This is a genomic window from Pseudotabrizicola sp. L79 (assembly GCF_036553525.1).
In the GTDB taxonomy this organism is placed as follows: Bacteria; Pseudomonadota; Alphaproteobacteria; order Rhodobacterales; family Rhodobacteraceae; genus Pseudotabrizicola.
In genome coordinates this window covers 168,589-187,184 of sequence record NZ_JAZHDA010000044.1, presented here as the reverse complement: position 1 = coordinate 187,184, position 18,596 = coordinate 168,589, and the positions used below count along the sequence as shown (strand labels likewise).

The 18,596-nt window shown below is 62.8% G+C and carries 21 protein-coding genes; all 21 read right to left on the bottom strand.

Annotated elements, in window-relative coordinates:
• Positions 1–40: 40 nt before the first annotated feature.
• Positions 41–3,940, bottom strand: a complete 3,900-nt coding sequence (locus V3C85_RS05375; RefSeq protein WP_331794058.1) for a baseplate multidomain protein megatron — start codon at positions 3,938–3,940, stop codon at positions 41–43.
• Between the two features lie 3 nt (positions 3,941–3,943).
• Complete coding sequence (locus V3C85_RS05370) at positions 3,944–4,387, bottom strand: NlpC/P60 family protein (protein WP_331794057.1); 444 nt, start codon at positions 4,385–4,387, stop codon at positions 3,944–3,946.
• A complete protein-coding gene (locus tag V3C85_RS05365) occupies positions 4,387–5,250 on the bottom strand; it encodes a DUF2163 domain-containing protein (RefSeq protein WP_331794056.1) in 864 nt (287 codons plus the stop codon). Before V3C85_RS05365 ends, V3C85_RS05370 begins: the two co-directional genes overlap by 1 nt.
• Positions 5,247–5,879, bottom strand: coding sequence for a DUF2460 domain-containing protein (locus tag V3C85_RS05360; protein WP_331794161.1), 633 nt, complete (start codon positions 5,877–5,879; stop codon positions 5,247–5,249). The genes V3C85_RS05365 and V3C85_RS05360 overlap by 4 nt, the downstream gene beginning before the upstream one ends.
• A gap of 7 nt (positions 5,880–5,886) precedes the next feature.
• Entirely contained in the window at positions 5,887–6,540 is a 654-nt protein-coding gene (locus tag V3C85_RS05355; protein ID WP_331794055.1) for a phage tail tape measure protein, read from the bottom strand.
• Positions 6,527–6,736 (bottom strand): rcc01693 family protein, encoded by a 210-nt coding sequence (locus V3C85_RS05350; RefSeq protein WP_331794054.1) that lies wholly within the window; start codon positions 6,734–6,736, stop codon positions 6,527–6,529. The genes V3C85_RS05355 and V3C85_RS05350 overlap by 14 nt, the downstream gene beginning before the upstream one ends.
• On the bottom strand, positions 6,733–7,053 hold the full coding sequence (locus V3C85_RS05345; RefSeq protein WP_331794053.1) for a GTA-gp10 family protein: 321 nt from the start codon (positions 7,051–7,053) through the stop codon (positions 6,733–6,735). Before V3C85_RS05345 ends, V3C85_RS05350 begins: the two co-directional genes overlap by 4 nt.
• 11 nt (positions 7,054–7,064) lie before the next feature.
• A complete protein-coding gene (locus tag V3C85_RS05340) occupies positions 7,065–7,478 on the bottom strand; it encodes a phage major tail protein, TP901-1 family (protein ID WP_331794052.1) in 414 nt (137 codons plus the stop codon).
• Between the two features lie 35 nt (positions 7,479–7,513).
• The gene (locus V3C85_RS05335; RefSeq protein WP_331794051.1) at positions 7,514–7,912 is read right to left on the bottom strand and encodes a DUF3168 domain-containing protein; all 399 of its coding nucleotides are present in this window, start codon (positions 7,910–7,912) and stop codon (positions 7,514–7,516) included.
• A complete protein-coding gene (locus V3C85_RS05330) occupies positions 7,909–8,247 on the bottom strand; it encodes a head-tail adaptor protein (RefSeq protein WP_331794050.1) in 339 nt (112 codons plus the stop codon). The genes V3C85_RS05335 and V3C85_RS05330 overlap by 4 nt, the downstream gene beginning before the upstream one ends.
• Complete coding sequence (locus V3C85_RS05325) at positions 8,244–8,843, bottom strand: head-tail connector protein (protein ID WP_331794049.1); 600 nt, start codon at positions 8,841–8,843, stop codon at positions 8,244–8,246. The genes V3C85_RS05330 and V3C85_RS05325 overlap by 4 nt, the downstream gene beginning before the upstream one ends.
• Before the next feature lie 151 nt (positions 8,844–8,994).
• Positions 8,995–10,191 (bottom strand): phage major capsid protein, encoded by a 1,197-nt coding sequence (locus V3C85_RS05320; protein ID WP_331794048.1) that lies wholly within the window; start codon positions 10,189–10,191, stop codon positions 8,995–8,997.
• Between the two features lie 34 nt (positions 10,192–10,225).
• Positions 10,226–10,771: an HK97 family phage prohead protease gene (locus V3C85_RS05315; protein WP_331794047.1), complete on the bottom strand. Its 546-nt coding sequence runs from the start codon at positions 10,769–10,771 to the stop codon at positions 10,226–10,228.
• A 4-nt stretch (positions 10,772–10,775) separates the two neighbouring features.
• A complete protein-coding gene (locus tag V3C85_RS05310; RefSeq protein WP_331794046.1) occupies positions 10,776–11,021 on the bottom strand; it encodes a GTA head formation protein, RCAP_rcc01685 family in 246 nt (81 codons plus the stop codon).
• Positions 11,018–12,208, bottom strand: coding sequence for a phage portal protein (locus V3C85_RS05305; RefSeq protein ID WP_331794045.1), 1,191 nt, complete (start codon positions 12,206–12,208; stop codon positions 11,018–11,020). The genes V3C85_RS05310 and V3C85_RS05305 overlap by 4 nt, the downstream gene beginning before the upstream one ends.
• A gap of 41 nt (positions 12,209–12,249) precedes the next feature.
• On the bottom strand, positions 12,250–13,596 hold the full coding sequence (locus tag V3C85_RS05300; RefSeq protein WP_331794044.1) for a DNA-packaging protein: 1,347 nt from the start codon (positions 13,594–13,596) through the stop codon (positions 12,250–12,252).
• On the bottom strand, positions 13,547–13,936 hold the full coding sequence (locus V3C85_RS05295; protein ID WP_331794043.1) for a hypothetical protein: 390 nt from the start codon (positions 13,934–13,936) through the stop codon (positions 13,547–13,549). The genes V3C85_RS05300 and V3C85_RS05295 overlap by 50 nt, the downstream gene beginning before the upstream one ends.
• A gap of 193 nt (positions 13,937–14,129) precedes the next feature.
• Complete coding sequence (gene mltG / locus V3C85_RS05290; protein ID WP_331794042.1) at positions 14,130–15,308, bottom strand: endolytic transglycosylase MltG; 1,179 nt, start codon at positions 15,306–15,308, stop codon at positions 14,130–14,132.
• A 1-nt stretch (position 15,309) separates the two neighbouring features.
• Entirely contained in the window at positions 15,310–16,569 is a 1,260-nt protein-coding gene (fabF, locus tag V3C85_RS05285; RefSeq protein WP_331794041.1) for a beta-ketoacyl-ACP synthase II, read from the bottom strand.
• Positions 16,570–16,689: 120 nt separating this feature from the next.
• Entirely contained in the window at positions 16,690–17,742 is a 1,053-nt protein-coding gene (locus V3C85_RS05280) for a Gfo/Idh/MocA family protein (protein ID WP_331794040.1), read from the bottom strand.
• A complete protein-coding gene (locus tag V3C85_RS05275; protein ID WP_331794039.1) occupies positions 17,739–18,524 on the bottom strand; it encodes a ThuA domain-containing protein in 786 nt (261 codons plus the stop codon). Before V3C85_RS05275 ends, V3C85_RS05280 begins: the two co-directional genes overlap by 4 nt.
• Between the last annotated feature and the right edge of the window lie 72 nt (positions 18,525–18,596).

Here is an 18,596-nt window from a genome sequence, read left to right as displayed (position 1 = left end):
TCGGCGACCCCGGGGCCGAATGACGGCGCCGGGGATCACCTCAGATCGCCACGGCCAGACTGCGCCATGGCCCCAGCCCATAACTTGCCGAAATCTGCGCAACATCCACCCAGACAGTTCCCGAAACGCCATCTGCCAACTGATCGGCCAGCGAGTAAACAAAAGCCGGAACTGTGGTGGTCACTGTCCTGACCGTTTGCCCTGCACTGCTCCTGACCCTGATCTGATAGGCTTCCCGCTCTTCCGATACAGGCACGTCCAGCGGCTCCCAGGCATCCCCGCCAAGCCGCGTGCGCCTTATCCACGCCACCTGCACACCGCCATTGGCCTCTCGCAACTGGCGCAGGTGACAAACGGCATAGGGGCGCAGTCCATGGCCCGCAAACGCCAACCTGTGCAGCGTGGCATCGTCATGCCCCGGCCCCTTCGCGGCCAGACCAATCCGATAATCCTGCTCGACATTGCGCTGGTCGCTGGCCAGATCGACGGTGCCAACAGTCGTGTCCAGCACTACAAACACACTTCCGGCCGGCCAGATTTCCGGCATCACCGCATCTGTGCCCAATTGCCCACGCAACAGCCCCGCAAGTTCATACAAATCCGGCGCCACCAAAGTGGCCGTCGTAAACTGAATGATCTCCCAGTTGTCCTTCGATCCATCGCCAATCGCGGCGATATTGGCGCCTCCCAACACACTCAACCCCGAAACCGAAGCAAGCGCCCCGGTCGTCATCCGAACTCTCAAAACTGGCTTTGCATTGATCAGGCCAATCTGGCCCGCAGGCAAATCCGTCTGCGTGATCCCCAGTGTCGAGGTTTGCTCGACCGTGCCGATCAACCCATAATCGGCATCCTCAAGTCCCTTCCAAATGCCAACCGTGCCCGACCATGGCCGGGCCGCCACAGCCAGATGGGGCGTGCCCTGGGCGCCGCCGCCCGGTGCAGGAATATCCATCCAAACCGCTTGAACAGGAACAGTGGTCGTCGCCCCCTTCCACTCCGGCAAATCCACCTGCATATCGCGCAGCCGATAAATCGAACGCTCGACCCTGCTTGCCTCAACCTGCCGGGTTTGCGCTACCTCCACACGGTCCACCCGATAATCAACCTCTGCCACCCGAACCATGGTGCCAGGTGCCACATCCACACGCGACGGCGGCAGCTCCATCGCAATCAGATCGCGCCCTGCCGCGCCTTCCACCAGCCAGCGCGTGGCCACCGATTGCGCCATCCCATCGTCCAAGATGCCTGTAAACTCGACTTGAGAAATGCTTTGTCGCGACGACGCCTGATCAACGGCTTCCGCAACCCGAACTGCAAAATCACCCGCATGCGACACAAAGCCAAGCCGAACTTTTCCCACCACCTCTGACTCTGGCAAGCGGGTCAGTTGCACACTGGCCTCCAGATCGTCCTGCAACGCCGTGGTGTCCAGGTCGATGGCAATCGGCTGGCTTAACCCCCGTGTCACAAAAGACAACATGCCATCTGCCTCGACAGGATCAAACGCAAAGGCCATCGACAGCGGCTGCAAAGCAGACCTCGCGGTGCCAACGTCCTGAACCGCATAACCATCAACTGCGCCATACAAAGCCGATGTATCAACGGCGCGAACCCCAGACCGACCACAGATCTCGCGCACCACCGCATCCAAAGGCTGAAGCGCGCTGCGTCCGTTCAACCAATGCCCAAGCCGCCAATTGTCACCATCTGACCAAAGCTCCACGTTGCGCGGAAATTCGGGATAGGGCCGGGCGTCCCAGGCCCAGGCATAGCAATGGTCCAGATCGACCATCCGCCCTTCAAAGGCAGAGGCTTGGGGATTGTGCGCCATATCCTGCCAGTAACGGTCCATCGCCCGAAAATACTGCATCTGCAGAAAATCGTCCCGCTGACCATTCGAATAATGCGGAAACCCCGATTCCGACGACTTCGGATCATAAAACCGGTTCGGCTCGTTGGTGCCTTTGTCCACGGCAGCGCAACCATATTCGGTAAACCTGAACGGCTTTGATCCGGGCACCCAAGCGGTCGGCTGCGCACTGCGCACACCCCCAATGCGGTTGTGATGCAGATTGCCCCACCAACCCGCCAAATCCTTATAGCGATAGATCCAATCCTCACCATGGGCCAGATCGGCAATCGGGACACGCCGTTGAAAACTGCGCGCTTCAGGCCCGTCGTAATACCAGTCAAACCCCTCACCGCCGCAAACATTGGCCGATAGATAGTCCAGATTGTAGATCGCACCCCAACTTGCATCGGCATGGTCATCACCCTCACGCCAATCCGACAAGGGCATGTAATTGTCGATGCCAATGAAATCGATATCGGGATGCGCCCACAAGTCATCAAGGTGAAAGTGGATGTCGCCCCCGGCCTGATGGCCAAAATATTCCGACCAATCCGCCGCATAGCTGATCTTTACGTCTGGCCCCAGAATGGCCCGCACATCCGCGGCCAGTGCCATAAGCGCCTCGACCGCCGGAAAGCGATGCGCCTCGGCCATGATCGTCGTCAGCCCCCGCAGTTCCGAGCCGATGCAAAAGGCCTCTACCCCACCGGCAATCGCAGAAAGATGGGCGTAATGCAGAATGAACCGCCGATACCCCCAATCGTCCGGCCCAAGATAGCGGATCTCCTCCCCTGCAACTGTGAAGTCACCGGGCTGCGCGGCACCAAAGAACGCATCCACCTCTTGCCGCGCGGCCATCGTCCCGTTGCTTGACCCTGCCCGCCCCGGTGCCGCATCCAGCGTGATCCGCCCCCGCCAGGGAAACACCGGCTGCCCCACCGCGCCGGTATAGGGGTCGATCAGCGTGTTTCCTGAAATTTGCTCCATCAAAACAAACGGGTAAAACATCACCTGTTGCCCCTTGTCCTGCAAGGCCGCAATGGCTTGCAAGATGCTCTGATCAGCAGGCGTGCCCCCGTAAATCGCCCGTCCCTCCACCTCGGGCAGGCGCAAAGCCTCTATCGCGTCAATACCGCCCGCGCGCCATGGCATCGTCATCTGCAACGGATTGGTCAGATCCATGGTCACCTTGGGGCGCACCTGGCACGCGCCACAGCGCAGATCATTGCCAAACCATGACACCACCAAAGACGTGGCCTGACAGGCGGGCAACTCTCGCACCAACTGATCCAAAGCCACGCTGAAATCAGGCTCATCGGCCACAGTATGCACGTTCAGGTTTTCTTGTGCCCCAAACACCCGGCGTTTGCGCACCCGGTCGGTGGCCAGCGCGAATTCCCCCGTTCCAGGGATCAGCGCCACACCTCGAATGATGTCTTGATACCCATCATCGGCCACCAGATCGCCCTGCGCCTTGCGCAGCACTTCAAAGCTGAACTGCGGCACCCGGTTGCCAAACGGCTCCAGCGACAAGTTTTCCAGCACCACATAGGCCGTGCCCCGATAGGCGGGCACAATTCCATCGGTTTGCTCGGCGGCAATCGCCGGGTCGGGCATCTGGGTCTCATCGCCCGGATAAACCCGCATATCCAACGATCCCGGCGCCAATTCCGTGCCATCGGCCCAGATCCGGCCAACGCCCAGAATCTCCCCTTCACACAGTGCAATCGCAAGGCTGACGGTGTAGGAAAACTTCACAGCCTGAGGTTGGGGTGCCCCCTTGCCCCCGCCGATCTTTTGCTGCGTTTCCGAAAAGCCCGAAGCCCAGATCACTTGCCCCGGCAGACGCATCCGCCCCCAGCTTTGCGCAACCAGCCCGCCTTCGCCGGCCCCCATCAACTGCAGACGATCCAGCCGCCCCACCTCAACAGGGTCCGACCCGGTGCCAAGAATGCGCTGATCAATCACCCGCCCCAGTGTGGCCCCCACAGCCCGGCCGATCACCGCCCCCGACAGCCCCAGCACCGTCCCGCCAAAGCCTGCCCCAATCGCAGCTCCTGCCGCGGCCAAAAGGATAGTTGCCATCTGTCAGTTCCCTTCTGGAAAGGCAAAACTTGATACAATCCGCCGGGCCCAAGGGGCCGACAGCGGGCTTTCCACAACGCCGTGGCCCGTATAGGCATGCACAAAACGGGGCTCAGGTCCGGCCGCGACCAAAATGCCCAAATGCTTGGCCACCGCATCCTTGCGCATGCGAAACAGCAAGACACTGCCCGGGCGCATGGCATCGGGCACCTCTGGGCAAAGCCATGTCATTGCCGCGGCCATCAGCCGTTCATCGCCCGAGCACTCGCCCCAATCCATGGAATAAGACGGCGCGGCAAAGGGCTCGGCTCCTCTCACCGCCCGCCACACACCCCGAACAAGCCCCAGGCAATCCGCCCCCGCCCCAATGGCCGAGGCTTGGTGCAAATAGGGCGTTCCAATCCAGCGCCGTGCTTCGGCAATGATCCTGTCTCGCTGCGCCCCCATCACGCCTGCCCCTCTGCCTCAGGTGCCCGCCGCAACCAATCTTCGCCCGGTATATGCGGAAAACCGCGAAAATTGACGATATTGGCAAAGCGGTTCAGGCAGGTCGATGCGCGCCGATCACAGCCCGCCACCAGACGCACACGATCACCCGCCTGCGGGGCCGGGACGATGGCATGCCACAACTCGACCCGTCGATCAGCCAAGCCGCCCACATCCGCGCGCACTTCGGCCACCACCCCAGCCGCCGCCCCGTCCAGCACAGTCAGCTTGCCATGCGCAAAGACTCCGGCAGCGATCTGCGGCACAGAGTCCAGCGTAAACACGCGGCCACCCTCGACCGATTGTATCACAGCCTCAACAACCAACCCCAACGCCTCGGGGTTCACCTTGCACTTCGCATCGCCGAACTGCGCCGCGCACCGGGCCAGATAAGCGCGCCCTTGGGCAATGTTCAGCCGTTCAGCAAGGCCACGCAATTCAACACGGAATGCCCCCTTTTCACGGGTTATCTCGCCGAAATTGCCGTGAAACAGCACCAAACGGTCATCCGTGTCCTGCCAGTTCACCAGATAGGCCGACACCTCAGCATCGTCATAGCGTCCGGCCAGAATATCTTCCTCTCGCACGGCCGCATCCGACAGGGCCCCCATCGCCTCGCTGTTGTCCACAGCCAGGCCCGTCGTCTGATGCAAGGCGCTTGACGACAGGCCCGTGCGCGCCGAATAAGTCATGCCCTCAATCACCAGATCCAGATCATGGTCGGTAAAGCCAAGCGCCTGGCCATCCTTGCGCACCACCTTCCACGCCCGGCACAGCGTCGTCGCCCCAGATTTCAGATGCGCCGCCAAGCTGTCGCTGCTCATACCCGCACCTCGACCACTGGCACATCAGGCACCTCTCCCGCTTGAAATGATGACATCGAGGTCAGGATCTGATCGGTGTCAAAGCGCACGGGCACATCAAATTCAAACCCGGCCGAAACAGGCACCCCGATGTCAGGCGGCACCGCAAAGGTCAGCACTCCGGTCGCAACATCCACCGAAAACTCCACCCCCAAAACCTTGGGATCACGCGCCACAGCGGCGACCACAGTGCCCGCCACCGGCTTGCAGATCTGGCGCGTATAGCTTTGCGCACCCGAACGATAGGTTTTCGACAGGCCGAATTCGGTCTGGTATCCATCCCCGGTGCCGATCACCTGATCCAAGGGCGAAACCTTGCGCGATGGCTGGCAGGATTTGTAGTCAGACCAATCCTTCCACCGAAACCCGTGCATCCGCCCGCCGCGTGCCTCAAAAAACGCAATCAGCGTTTCGATATCATCCAGCGTGCGCAACCCCGACCCGGCCTCATACCGGCGACGCGAATGCGCCCAAGGCGTATTGCGCTCTTCAAACCCGTTGGCCAGCGTCACCACTTCGGTGCGCCTCTCGGGCCCGCCAACTGATCCAAAGCTCAGGTTGGTCGGAAATCTGATCTCGTGAAATGCCATCTCATCCTCACCGGTTGCGTTGACCACGCGCCAAAGCGCGCGAAGCCTGTGCCGCGATCTGGCTTTGACTGCGCTGGAACCCCTGCACATCCGGGGTCTGGATGTTCATCACCACCGTCATAGCCTGCCCGCCCCCGGCAGCCTGCACCCCCAAACGGCCATCAGCCCCACGCGCCAGCGGCATGATCGCTTCCGGCCCCGCCTCGCCCATCAACCCCGTGCCGCCACGCATCGGGAACTGTGTGGCCGCCGTCACCACCCCCCCCTTGGCAAAGGGCATGACCCGTCCGGCTGAAAACGCCCCCCCCTCGGCAAAGGGCATCAGCCCACTTACGACCGAGTTGATGCCACTGGCGATATATCCGCCCACGGCCTGCTGCACCGGGCGCATCGCCACGCTGTAAACACTGTCGATCATCGACTTGGCGACCATCCGCAGGGCATCCGACAGCTTCATGCCGTCAAAGATCAGCCCATCAAAGGCACGCCGCAAACCGCCGCCAATCCCGTTGGTCAAGGTGTTCACCTCACGCCCAGTAAAGACCATGGTCTCCTGCATCCGGGCCAATTCGCCCTCAAAGGCCGCAACCATCGCCGTAGAAACCCCCAAAGTGGCCTCCAGCGCGGCAACTTGCTCTTGCAACTCATCAATCGGTGTCATCACCCGTCTCCCTCACGATATCCGGGAAAGCGGCGGCCAGTTCGTCCAGCCGCGCGCGTGTCAGGGGCGGCACCATCGCCTCCGCCCCCAGCATGATCCGCAATTCCAAAGGGGTCAGCCGCCAGAACACCGCAGGGTCCAGCCGCAAATCGTGCAAACCAACCCGCAGCAACCCTGGCCAGTCGATGCCCCTCATCGCGCCTCCGGGCTGGCAAAGGCCCGCGCCAGCAGTTCAGCGGCCACTCGGGCTGCCTCTAGCGGACCACCGCCAATGTCCACACTGCGCAGATCGGCGGGCCCGCCTTGCCAGCCGCCCCCCCGCAACCCCGCCACCAGCAGCGCCAACACATCGCGCGTGGAAAACCGCCCCGCTTCGAACCGCTCGACCAGATCAAGCAGCGACCCAACCTCCAGCGCCGCCTCCAGTTCGGCCAACGCGCCCAAGGTCAGCTTTGCCCGGTGCGGCGCACCATCCAGAACAACCGTCACCTCACCCGCCCACGGGTTTGCCATCGGTGCCCCCATCACAGGGCCGTAAAGGTCAGCGCCCCAGCCGAGGCCAGCGACAACTCATAGGTCGCTTCGCCATTGTGGCTGCCCGCGTATTCGATCGAGGTGATCAGAAACGGCCCCTCAACCACCCCAAAATCGGGAATGATCACCTGCCAGTTCGGCACTTCCCCATCGAAAAAGATCTGCCGGGTGCGCTCATCCGTGCCCGCATCGCGAAAAACGCCCGAGCCCGAGATCGCAGCCGTCTTGACCCCGGCGCCCCCCAACAACTCGCGCCAGCCGCCTGCACTCTCCAGACTGGTCACATCCACCGTTTCCGCATTGAAACTGATCCGCGTTGCCCGCAAACCTGCCACTGTTTCGAACTGCCCATCGGTGGACAAGTCCACCTTCAAAAGCAAATCCTTGCCGCTTTGAACTGCCATCGCATATTCTCCAGAAAATGCCCGTTTTCAGGGCCTTACACTTCAATCCTTGCACGAAACGTCAGGTCGATCCGGCGGATATCACCCTCATCCAGGCGCTTTGCCACCGCCTTGACAAACCCGATGCCGACCACTCGCCCCACGGCCATCACAGGTCGCGCATCGACCAGTGCCAAAGACACCCGCGCCGCAATGGTCTTGGCCGCCAAGAAACCTGTCGCATCCGAAATCACGCTGACGACGAACCGATGGGTTGCCCCACCACCAGAGTTGTCCGACGCATCCACCACCTCTTCGGGGCCAATCAGAACGAATGTCCCACCCCCACCACCCGGGGGCACCGCATCATGCACCGGCACCCCCGACAAATCAGGTTCCGTCGCCAGCACCTCATAGACAGCCGCCTGAAAGGCCGCCGCTGCGCCGTAACTCATGTCAACAGCTCCTCTCGCGCAAAACACGTCAGATACAGGCCAGCAGGATCGCGCTCGGTCACCGCAAGAATGGCAAAGACACGCGATCCGTCGCGAAAGCGTTGCCCCGCAATTGGTCGGCGCGCTGCACCTTGCGGGGCCCCACGGACCACGATCCGATAGGGAACGCTGGCCAGCGTCACTTCCTCGCCCCCCCGATCCCGGCCCTGGCCGGGTGAAATCTCGGCCCAGATCGACCCGACAGGGGCCCAGTTTTCGACAAATCCACCCGCCCCATCCGACACCCGGACCGAGGCTTCCAGCACCAGCAACCGCCCCAGATGAACCGGCTTCATATGCCAGCCCCCCCCAGCAACCGCACAATGCGCCAACGCTCAATCAGCCCCTGCACCACCGCTGGCAGGGCCAGAACGCGGCCATCATCCGCATGCCGTCGCTCATAGAATTCGGCCGCCAGCAGAAAGACGGCCTGTGCCAGATCGCCCGGAATATCAGCCCAAACCGGCCCAAAACCGGCCTCAAAGACGATCTCGACAAAGCCGCCCTCGGCGATCACGGGCAGCCCGCCAATCCCCTCCAGACGTGGCCGCGCCATGTCTCGCACCAATCGCCAACGCTGCGGCGCCAGCACCACCAAGCCACCCACCGCATCGCCCAGCGTCACCGATGACACCGATGCAACAGGCGCCACCGGCAGGGTCTGGCCGCTACCCGCAGGCCGCCACCGGTCCAGCCGCAGTGAAAATTCTCGCGTGATCAAGGCCTTGCCGGTCCGCGCCTCAATCATCGCCATCGCCGCCCGCAAATGGGCGGCTATCAGGCCATCTTGCAGGCCATCATCGGCAAAGCCTGTGCCCAGCCGCAGATGGTCTTTCATCGCCTGCACCGGCAACACCCCTTCGGGCACTGCGGTCACTTCGGTCAACATCATGGTCAGAACCTCCGCTCACCCCGCACAGCAAAAGGGTTCGGGCGCGCGTCCCACACCGCTCGAACGGAGGGGGGAGCAGCTAGTCGGCATGGGGGATCACGCGCGCCCGAGGAGAAACCGGGGGGAACGCCCCCCGGCCATCCACCGCGCCTTACGACACGGCGAATTTCAGCAGCTTGATCGCCGCGAAATCAGTGACTTCCCCCCCCACACGCTTGTTGGCATAGAACAGGACATGGGGCTTTGCGCTGAACGGGTCGCGCAGCAGACGCAGATCCGGGCGCTCTGCAATCGTATAGCCCGCTGCAAAATCGCCAAAGGCGATGGCATAGGCGTTTGCAGCAATATCGGGCATATCCTCGCAGATCAGCACCGGATACCCCATCAGGCGCGCAGGTTCCGCCGCTGCCAGCCCATCCGACCACATAAAGCGGCCATCGGCATCCTTCATCTTGCGAACCGCCCCCGCCGTTTTGGAATTCATGACAAAACTGGCATTCGCGCGGTAATCAGCACCCAGGGCATAGACCAGATTAACGATGCAATCGGCCGCATTCGTGGTGGCGAAATCAGACGCTGCGCCTGATGGCACATAGCCAAGGCTGCCCCAGGTCCAAGAGGCATTGGCAACCTTTGGCGGCAGCAAGATGCCCTTGGGCTTGTCGATGCCATCGCCAGTGATAAACGCGGCCGATTCCGCCCGCAGGAACCGGGTGGCAATCTTGCCCGCAAGCCAGCCTTCCACGTCAAAGGCGCTGTCATCCAGCAAACGCTGGCTGGCCTTCGGCATCGCCGACAACTCGTGCAACCGGATCGAGATCCGCTCGATCGCCGGTGTCGAGGTTTCGGTCTGAGAACCCGTCTCGGTGGCCCAGCCCGACCCAACCTCACTGCGGTCGATCAGCACGTCAAAGGTCGAGGATTCGACCGTCACCACATTGGCAATCGCCCGGATCGAACTGGTCGAAACCAGCATCGAGCGGATCAGCTCGGCGGTCTGCGGATCAACCAGATAGCCGCCATCGGCAGCCACACTGGTGTTCAGCGCCTTGCCCTCCAGCACCAGCCCGCGCAGGCCATCATCATCGCCCGAGCGCAGATAGGCATCAAAGGCCTTCTGGTGCGGGGCATCCATCTCGGCGCTTGCCGACAAGGCGGGGCGGCCATAGGTCATCGTCTTTTGGTTCAGCATGGTCAGTCGCTCTTCCTGATGTTGCAGCGCTTGTTTCACGTCAGCCTGAAAGCCTTTGAACTCTTTCAGAAATCCAGCCATCGCGGATGTCACTTCCGCACCCGGATGGGTGGGCTCGGGGTATGCGTCCCCGGCCCGAGCCTTTGTCTCGGTCATCGTCTCTCCTCGGGTTTGACGAAAATGCCGGGCCTTACCGCTCGGCCAGTTCCCGGCGGGCGTTCTCGAACAGCCCCGCCAGATCGCGCCAGATGGTGTCGTCGGCTTTCGCCGCCACCCGCGCCTCTCGAAGCATCGGAAAGGTCACCAGTGACACTTCCCAAAGCTCCAGTTCCGACAACAGCCGATGGCCCTTGCCGTCACGTTCCGCCTTGACGGTGCGATAGCCGATCGACAACCCGTCAATCGCGCCCGCCGCCAACAGGGCCGCAGCCTCGCGCCCCCGCTCTACTTCGGTCAGGATACGCCCCTTGACCCACAGGCCAGTGGCATCCTCACGCACCTCATCCCAAACGCCGATCGGCTGGCCAGGGTCGTGCTGCCACAGCATCTTGACCTTCTCTCCCCGCCCACCCAGCCGCTTCAGGCTGGCAGCATAGGCACCCGGGCGCACCGTATCGCCGCCCTGATCCTTGATGCCGAACAGGCTGGCATAGCCTTCGATCACCCGGCCATCCGTCACCGTCAGCCCGGTCTCACGCCGCAGATATTTCCGCTCCGGCGCTCCATGTTCCGTCATCCCATCACCTCATCGACGCTTGGATTATGGCTTCGGCCCCCTGCGCCAGCAGAAAGGCCGCAACCCCGTAAACGCCCAGCCAGATGCGCCTTTCCAGCCGTTCCAACACGGCATCAATCTGGGCCAGACGAAAGTCCAGCGCCGCCCAACGCTCCTCGGCAACCCGCTCATTGGCTTCGATCCGCGCCTGCGCCGCATCGAAACTGTCGTAAAGAAAGCGGGAGCCTCCGGGCGGTCGGCGGGCGCTCATTCACCCTCCGCAAGGGGCGGCAGCCCCAGCAGCCGCCGCTTCTCGGCCACTGTCAGAAATTCTGCCGCCCCCACCCGGGCCCATTGCTGATCACGCTCGGCCGCCAGTGCGGGGATCTGGTCCAGATCGACCTTCACCTCCACCGCCTCGCCCGTGAACCCGCCCAGCCAATGGCTGACATCCGCCAGAACCTTGGCCGCCAGCGGCAGCACGGTCAGGCGATAAAAGGCCCGGTTTGCCTCTTGGTAATTTGCGTAAGTTGCATCCCCCGGGATGCCCAGCAGCATCGGCGGAATGCCAAAAGCCACGGCAATCTCACGCGCGGCCGCCTCTTTGGTCTTCTGAAACTCCATATCGCTGGGGCTGAACCCCATCGGTTTCCAGTCCAGCCCGCCTTCCAGCAGCATGGGCCGGCCCGCATTGCGCGCGCCCTGATGGTTCATCTCGATTTCGCTGACCAGCCGGTCATACTGATCCGGGGCCAGCGCCCCCTGCCCGTCCACCCCCTTATAGACAATCGCCCCCGAGGGCCGCGCCGCATTGTCCAGCAGCGCCTTTGACCACGCACTGGCCGCACCATGCACATCCACCGCCACCGCAGCCGCCTGCATCGGCGACAGGCCGTAATGGTCATCCAGCGGGTGAAAGGCCTTAAGGTGGCAAATCGGCTTGACGGCGCCGCGCATGTCAAACCGATGCGACCGACCGCCCACGGTGTAATCATAGGCCACCGGCCAGCCATCGGCCCCCGGCACCAGGCTCATCCGATCCGAGCGCAGCACATGCAACTCGCCCGGCACAGCCCCTTCGGCCGGAACCGCCTCCAGATAGGCATTGCCGTTCAGCAGCAAGAACCCATACACCGCCTCCAGAAACTCGGCCCGTCCGGCCGCATCATTGGGGCGGTTGATCAGATCCAGCACCGGATGCAGATCATAGCGCCGCTCGGCATCCTGACAGACCAACGGCAAGGCCGCCGCCGCCTCGGCCACCAGCTTGACGGCCCGAAAGCCCACCGGATTGCCCAGAAACCCGTTGCGTGTCAGCGATCCCGCATCCCGCGGGCTCCAGGCCACCCGGCCCGACGCACCAAAGGCCACCACGCGCCCGGTCGCACTTGCCTTCTTTTCCAAAGCAATCTCGGGCGCGGGCGAACCATCGCCCCGCCGCAGAAAGTTGAACACCATATCCCGATCTCCAAAGCGCGGGCCATGCCCGCCAGTTCTGTTCAGTAAAGCGAACGCACCCGAGGGTCAGGGGCCCGCCAGCGCGCCGGTTCCAGCAGCGCCTCTGTCGCAGCCCAGACCAGCGCATCCACCCGGTCCGGGCTGCCCTTGCCGACAAAGCCCTGCCGCCCCATCTGCAACATCTGCTCTTCCAGCCGCGTCACCCCGCCCAGATGAATGATCCGCCCCTGCTCATACAGCGCGGCCACCGGCTCGGCCCGGGCAACCTTTCCCTTGGTCGCATGCACACAGGTCAGCGGCACCAGCGGATCAACCTGACGCAACATATCGGCCACCAACTCGCCGCCCTGATTAACCTCTGCCACCATCCGGTCAGCGCCGTGGCGGTGAAACGCCTCGATCGCCGCACGCGCCCATTCGGTGGCCGATCCGCGCACCGTCGCGTCTTCCAGCACCACGCCGCGCCAATCCTGAACCGGCCCCTCGGTCACCGCGCCAAAAACCACGATCCCGCATTCGTCCGAGGTTTCCTTGCCCGAAACCGGGGGGTCCACCGCCACCACGATCCGGCTCAACCGCGCCGGCCGCGATCCCTTGGCCTGCTCCAGCATGGCCATGGTCCACAGGGCGCCTTCGATATCCTCGATCAGCCGCCCGTCCAGCTCTTGCGCGCCCTTGATGCCATTGCCATAGCGGCGATACACCTCATCCAGAAAGGTCTGCGCCAGATAGGCCCGGTTCGCCTCGGTCGGCGCATGGGTCATCACGGTCGAGGGGTTGCGGATGATCGCCTTCAGCACCCCCACGTTCTGCGGCGTCGTCGTCACCACCTGCTGCGGGTGGCTGCCCAGCCGCAACGCAAATTGCAGCATGTCCCAGGTATCCTCAGCCCGCTTCCACTTGGCCAATTCGTCCACCCAGGCCGCGTCAAATTGCGGGCCGCGCAAACTGTCAGGGTCATGGGCCGAAAACACCTGTGCCTCGGCCCCATTGGGCCAGATCAAGGTGCGGCGCGTTGCATTCCAGCTGGGGCGCCGGTCGGGGGGCGAACATGCCAGAATTCCGCTGTCGCCGAACACCATCACTTCGCGCACCTGATCCTGCGTTTCCCCCACCAGCGCCACCCGGCGCGCGCGGCCCGGATCCCCCGGCCGGTCGCCCTCTACCATGCTGCGCACCCATTCGGCCCCGGCGCGGGTTTTCCCCGCACCGCGCCCCCCCATGATCAACCAGGTGCGCCAGGCCCCGTCGGGCGGCAACTGATGCGGCAAGGCCCAGAATTCGAAAATCCACGGCAGCGCCAACAGCGCCTCATCCGACAAGCCTTCCAGAAACGCATCAATCTGTTCCTGCGTCGCGGAGGCAAGCCAGCCTGCGCCCGATCTCATCGCGCGCGGCCCCAAGGTCCATCTCCGAGGCTCCGATGGCCCCGGCAGTTGTTCTGCGATCTCGTTCAAGGCGGTTCCTTTCACTCATCATCCAGTCCAGGGCGGTCTTGTAATCCTTCATCGCCTGAACGGCGGCTTTGGATTGTTCAAAATCTCCCTGCTTCACTGCATTGATCGCGGCGATCAAAGCGACCGCCGCCTCATCCAGAAAGCCAGCGGCCCCCTCGATGATCTGGATCGACGTCATTTCAGCGACATCTTTTGCCGAAAAGTTCATGCTCATGCTGCACACCCGCCTCGTTATTCCCTCCGGACGAGCCGAAATGAAAAAAGCGGCCAAGGGTTGCCCCCGCCGCTTTCGACACTTCTTCTAGCATGTCACAAGTGATACTTTGGACCGTTCCGAAAGTCAATAGAAAAATAAATTGCGATCAAAGGCTTAGCGAACCCCGCCTTTACCTTTTGTTTACTCTTGAACGCACAAGGGGCGCACCAACCGGCGCGCCCCTTGCAAAAATTCCTGCATGTTCAAGCTATTCGCCCTGAACACCCCCCGCGCCTTCAGCCCCCTGCTGCGCCTCGATTTCGCGCCAGCGGGCCACGTTGCGGTTATGCTCTTCCAGCGTCTCGGCAAAGGCATGGCCACCGGTGCCATCCGCCACAAAGAAGATATAGGGCGTGTCATCAGGGTTCAGCGCGGCCTGAATGCTCAGCCGGCCGGGGTTGGCGATCGGCGTCGGCGGCAAACCGTTGATGACATAGGTGTTATAGGGCGTCTCGCGGCGCAACTCGCTTTGCCGCAAGCCACGCCCCAGCACACCTTTGCCCAGAGTGATGCCGTAAATCACCGTAGGGTCGGTCTGCAACCGCATCCCGCGTTCCATCCGGTTGACGAACACACTGGCCACCTGCGGGCGCTCATCCGCGATCCCGGTTTCCTTTTCCACGATTGACGCCATGATCAACGCATCTTCCGGCGTTTCATAGGGCAGCCCGTCGGCCCGTTCGGCCCAAAGCTGCGCCAGAATCTGGGCCTGGGCTGCTTCCATCCGGCCAATCAGCGCCGCCCGGTCAGACCCTTTCTCCACCTCATAACTGTCAGGCGCCAGACTGCCCTCGGCCGGAACCTCGGTCACCTCACCCGTCAGAAAATCAGCCCGCTTCAATTCCTCAACCACCTGCCAGCTGGTCACACCTTCAGCCAGTGTCACCCGAAACCGCAGATCGGATTCGTTGACCACATCCAGATAGGCCTGTGGTGCCGCTTCGGTCTCGGGGTCGTATTTCACCACTTCGACATAGCGGTTTGTGGCCGGGTCCAATTCACGCAAGATCACCTGCGCACTGGCCACGCCCACGCGGAAATTCACTTCACGCCCACAGGTCGATTGTCCGCCCGCAGTCAGGGCTGCAAGCACCTCTTTCATGCTGGCCCCGGGCGGGATCAGATACGAGCCGAACTTGAGATCACCACCCGCATCGGAATAATCCGCGCCGATGCGGAAAATCCGCGCATCGCTGATCGCGCCTTGCTCTTGCAATGCACGGCTGACAGCACTCAGGCTCGCCCCCCGCTCTACCCGAAAGCAGATCGCATCCGCCAACGGTCCGGGGCCACGATATTCCTCACGCCCCCAGGCCAGCAGGCCCGACACAACCACCAGCAGCACAATGAACAGCGTCAGCGCATTCGAAGCGAGTGAGCGCCACATCCTATTTCACCTTGCCCAGAACAAGGCTGGCATTGGTGCCGCCAAAGCCAAAGCTGTTCGACAAAGCCACATCAATCTTGCGCTTCACAGCCGCATTCGGCGCCAGATCCAACTTTGGCGCCACGGCAGGATTGTCCAGATTGATCGTCGGCGGGGCAATCTGATCGCGGATCGCCAGAATGCAGAAAATCGCCTCGACCGCGCCAGCCGCCCCCAGCAAATGCCCGATCGACGACTTGGTCGAAGACATCGTCGCCCCGGCTGCGGCATCTCCCATCAACCGCTCGACGGCGCCCAGCTCAATCGTATCGGCCATCGTGCTGGTGCCATGGGCATTGATGTAATCAATATCGGCAGGCGTCAGCCCGGCGCGCTTCAGCGCCGCGGCCATGCTGCGATAGCCGCCGTCGCCATCCTCGGCAGGTGCGGTGATGTGATAGGCATCGCCCGAAAGACCATAGCCCAAGACCTCGGCATAGATCTTGGCGCCGCGCGCCTTGGCGTGCTCATATTCCTCCAACACCACAACGCCTGCCCCCTCGCCCATCACAAACCCGTCGCGGTCCGCATCATAGGGCCGGCTGGCCTTGGCCGGGTCGTCGGCACGCTTGGTTGACAGGGCTTTGCAGGCGTTAAAGCCGGCAATCCCGATTTCCGAAATCGGGCTTTCCGCCCCGCCCGCCACCATCACATCGGCATCATCCAGCATGATCAGCCGCGCCGCATCCCCAATCGCATGCGCCCCGGTCGAGCACGCGGTCACCACCGCATGGTTCGGCCCCTTAAAGCCGAACCGAATGGAAACCTGCCCCGACACCAGGTTGATCAACGCGCCGGGGATAAAGAAAGGCGACACCCGCTTGGGGCCCTTTTCCTTGATCAGCACGGCCGTATCGGCGATCGAGCTTAGCCCGCCAATACCCGATCCGATCATCACACCGGTGCGTTCCTTGTCCTCATCCGTCTGGGGCACCCAGCCGGAATCCGCAACCGCCTGAGCCGCCGCCGCCATGCCATACAGGATGAAATCATCCACCTTGCGGCGGTCCTTCGGCTCCATCCAGTCATCGGGGTTGAACGTGCCGTTGCTGCCATCGCCCAGCGGGATTTCGCAAGCATATTGCGTGACCACATTGCTGGCATCAAAGCGGGTGATAGGCCCGGCCCCGGACTCGCCCGCCAATAGGCGGCTCCAGGTTTCTTCGACCCCGCAGGCCAAAGGCGTGACCATACCAAGACCGGTGACAACGACACGACGCATCTGGACTTCTCCCTGCTCGGAAAATCGGCTTTTCCGCCTGATACACGCGGGGGCGCAGTTGCGCAACATTCCCAAAGCCATGGCCTGACCGGGCGGCAAGAAACCCGCCTGCCGCGCAGATTACACCGGCAGCGCCAGCCCACCCTGGCCCGCACTTTCTTCGGCACGGTCCAACAGGCGCTGCAACTGCGCGCCTTTGGCAAAGTCAGGGATCGCCGGGCCCGTGCCGTTGATCGCCGCAACAAAGCCCTGATAGACCGAAGGCACCGGCGGGCAGTCAACCGTCCGCCACTGCCCGGTCAACCGATCTGCCCCCAGACAGGCGCGCAGGGTGCTCTGGTTCTGCTCAAACCCCACCTCCAGCCCGCCCAGATCACCAAACAGCCGCAACCGCAGATCATTCAGATGGCCCGTGGCCAAGCGTGTGGCATGCACCACCCCCAGGGCCCCACCCGCCAGCCTGATCTGCATCGTGGCGCTGTCATTGGCATCCAGCACATAGTCACCGATCCGCCCCTCGGGGGCCTTGTCAAAGGTCACCAACCGGGCCGACACCTCAACCGCGGCCTGCCCCGCCACAAAGGTTGCGAAATCAAGGATATGTATCCCCACATCTCCCAACACCCCCTTTGACCCATGCGCAGTGGACAGGCGCCACAGCCATTGCGGCTCGGTTTTCCAATCCCCCCAGGCGGGCTGGGTCAGCCAGCTTTGCAGATAGCTCGCCTCAAAATGGCGCAACGGCCCCAGCAACCCACCCGCAACCATCTGGGCCGCCTTTTGCAGCGCAGCACCATTGCGATAGGTCAGGTTGACCATATTCACCACCCCTGCCCGCGCCGCCTCCGTGGCCATCTCTTGCGCTTCGGCAGCCGAGGTGGCCAAAGGTTTTTCACACAACACATGCTTGCCCGCCGCCAACAGCGGCAAGGTGGTGGCGAAATGCGCGGCATCGGGGGTGACATTGGCCACGGCATCGAACTGGCCCCACTCCAGCGCCTCCTGCACCGAGGCAAAGCCCCGCGCGATGCCATGGCTGGCGCAAAAGGCCTGCAAGGCCGTGGCCCGCGGATCAACCCCGGCCACCAGATCAACGCCTGGAATGGCAGCAAAGGCCTTTGCATGGCTCTGCGCCATCCCGCCGGTGCCAAGGATCAGCAGACGGATCGTCACCGAAAGCCCTCCTCGCCCCTGGCATGCAGACTTGGCCCGCGCGCCGTTATGGGTTCGGGGGCCTGATCCACCGGCACATTCGGCGCGGCCCCGGCATCCAGCAGACGCGCCGCCGGATTATGCGCCCATTTCACCGCATTCAGGATCACCCGCTGCACATGCGGATTGTGATAGGTTGGATAGGTTTCATGCCCCGGCCGGAAATAGAACACCGACCCTGCCCCGCGTTTGTAGGTCAGCCCAGACCGAAACACCTCGCCCCCCTGAAACCAACTGATGAACACCGTCTCCAACGGCTCGGGCACGCCAAAGGGCTCGCCATACATCTCTTCGTGTTCCAGTTCGAAATGGTCGGGCAATCCGGCGGCAATCGGGTGGTTGCGGCTGGTCAGCCAGATCCGCTCGCGCTCGCCCGCCTCGCGCCATGTCAGATTGCACGGCCCACCCATCAGGCGCTTGAAGGGTTTGGCGAAATGGGCCGAATGCAGAAAGATCGCCCCCATCCCCGACCACACCGCATCACAAACCCGGTCCACCACCGCATCGGCAACCTCGCCATGCGCGGCATGGCCCCACCAGATCAGCACATCGGTGTTGTCCAGACACTCTTTCGTCAGCCCGTGCTCAGGCTCTTGCAGCGTGGCCGTGGCGGCCTGCACGCCCGCGTCGCGGTTCAACGCATCGGCAATCGTGCGGTGCATGCCTTGCGGATAAATCCCGGCCACCACCTTGTTCGTCTGCTCATGCACATTTTCGCCCCAGACCGTAACCCGGATAGCCATCGCGAATCCTCCTTGCCTTGCGTCCCGGCCAGTACGACCCAAAGCGCTTTGGAAGCCAAGTCAAAAACAAAC

What these genes read in the sequence shown, in the direction of transcription:
- V3C85_RS05375 (WP_331794058.1), bottom strand. Translation starts at nt 3,940, where the DNA reads ATGGCAACTATCCTTTTGGCCGCGGCAGGAGCTGCGATTGGGGCAGGC.
- V3C85_RS05370 (WP_331794057.1), bottom strand. Translation starts at nt 4,387, where the DNA reads ATGGGGGCGCAGCGAGACAGGATCATTGCCGAAGCACGGCGCTGGATT.
- V3C85_RS05365 (WP_331794056.1), bottom strand. Translation starts at nt 5,250, where the DNA reads ATGAGCAGCGACAGCTTGGCGGCGCATCTGAAATCTGGGGCGACGACG.
- V3C85_RS05360 (WP_331794161.1), bottom strand. Translation starts at nt 5,879, where the DNA reads ATGGCATTTCACGAGATCAGATTTCCGACCAACCTGAGCTTTGGATCA.
- V3C85_RS05355 (WP_331794055.1), bottom strand. Translation starts at nt 6,540, where the DNA reads ATGACACCGATTGATGAGTTGCAAGAGCAAGTTGCCGCGCTGGAGGCC.
- V3C85_RS05350 (WP_331794054.1), bottom strand. Translation starts at nt 6,736, where the DNA reads ATGAGGGGCATCGACTGGCCAGGGTTGCTGCGGGTTGGTTTGCACGAT.
- V3C85_RS05345 (WP_331794053.1), bottom strand. Translation starts at nt 7,053, where the DNA reads ATGGCAAACCCGTGGGCGGGTGAGGTGACGGTTGTTCTGGATGGTGCG.
- V3C85_RS05340 (WP_331794052.1), bottom strand. Translation starts at nt 7,478, where the DNA reads ATGGCAGTTCAAAGCGGCAAGGATTTGCTTTTGAAGGTGGACTTGTCC.
- V3C85_RS05335 (WP_331794051.1), bottom strand. Translation starts at nt 7,912, where the DNA reads ATGAGTTACGGCGCAGCGGCGGCCTTTCAGGCGGCTGTCTATGAGGTG.
- V3C85_RS05330 (WP_331794050.1), bottom strand. Translation starts at nt 8,247, where the DNA reads ATGAAGCCGGTTCATCTGGGGCGGTTGCTGGTGCTGGAAGCCTCGGTC.
- V3C85_RS05325 (WP_331794049.1), bottom strand. Translation starts at nt 8,843, where the DNA reads ATGATGTTGACCGAAGTGACCGCAGTGCCCGAAGGGGTGTTGCCGGTG.
- V3C85_RS05320 (WP_331794048.1), bottom strand. Translation starts at nt 10,191, where the DNA reads ATGACCGAGACAAAGGCTCGGGCCGGGGACGCATACCCCGAGCCCACC.
- V3C85_RS05315 (WP_331794047.1), bottom strand. Translation starts at nt 10,771, where the DNA reads ATGACGGAACATGGAGCGCCGGAGCGGAAATATCTGCGGCGTGAGACC.
- V3C85_RS05310 (WP_331794046.1), bottom strand. Translation starts at nt 11,021, where the DNA reads ATGAGCGCCCGCCGACCGCCCGGAGGCTCCCGCTTTCTTTACGACAGT.
- V3C85_RS05305 (WP_331794045.1), bottom strand. Translation starts at nt 12,208, where the DNA reads ATGGTGTTCAACTTTCTGCGGCGGGGCGATGGTTCGCCCGCGCCCGAG.
- V3C85_RS05300 (WP_331794044.1), bottom strand. Translation starts at nt 13,596, where the DNA reads ATGAGATCGGGCGCAGGCTGGCTTGCCTCCGCGACGCAGGAACAGATT.
- mltG (WP_331794042.1), bottom strand. Translation starts at nt 15,308, where the DNA reads ATGTGGCGCTCACTCGCTTCGAATGCGCTGACGCTGTTCATTGTGCTG.
- fabF (WP_331794041.1), bottom strand. Translation starts at nt 16,569, where the DNA reads ATGCGTCGTGTCGTTGTCACCGGTCTTGGTATGGTCACGCCTTTGGCC.
- V3C85_RS05275 (WP_331794039.1), bottom strand. Translation starts at nt 18,524, where the DNA reads ATGGCTATCCGGGTTACGGTCTGGGGCGAAAATGTGCATGAGCAGACG.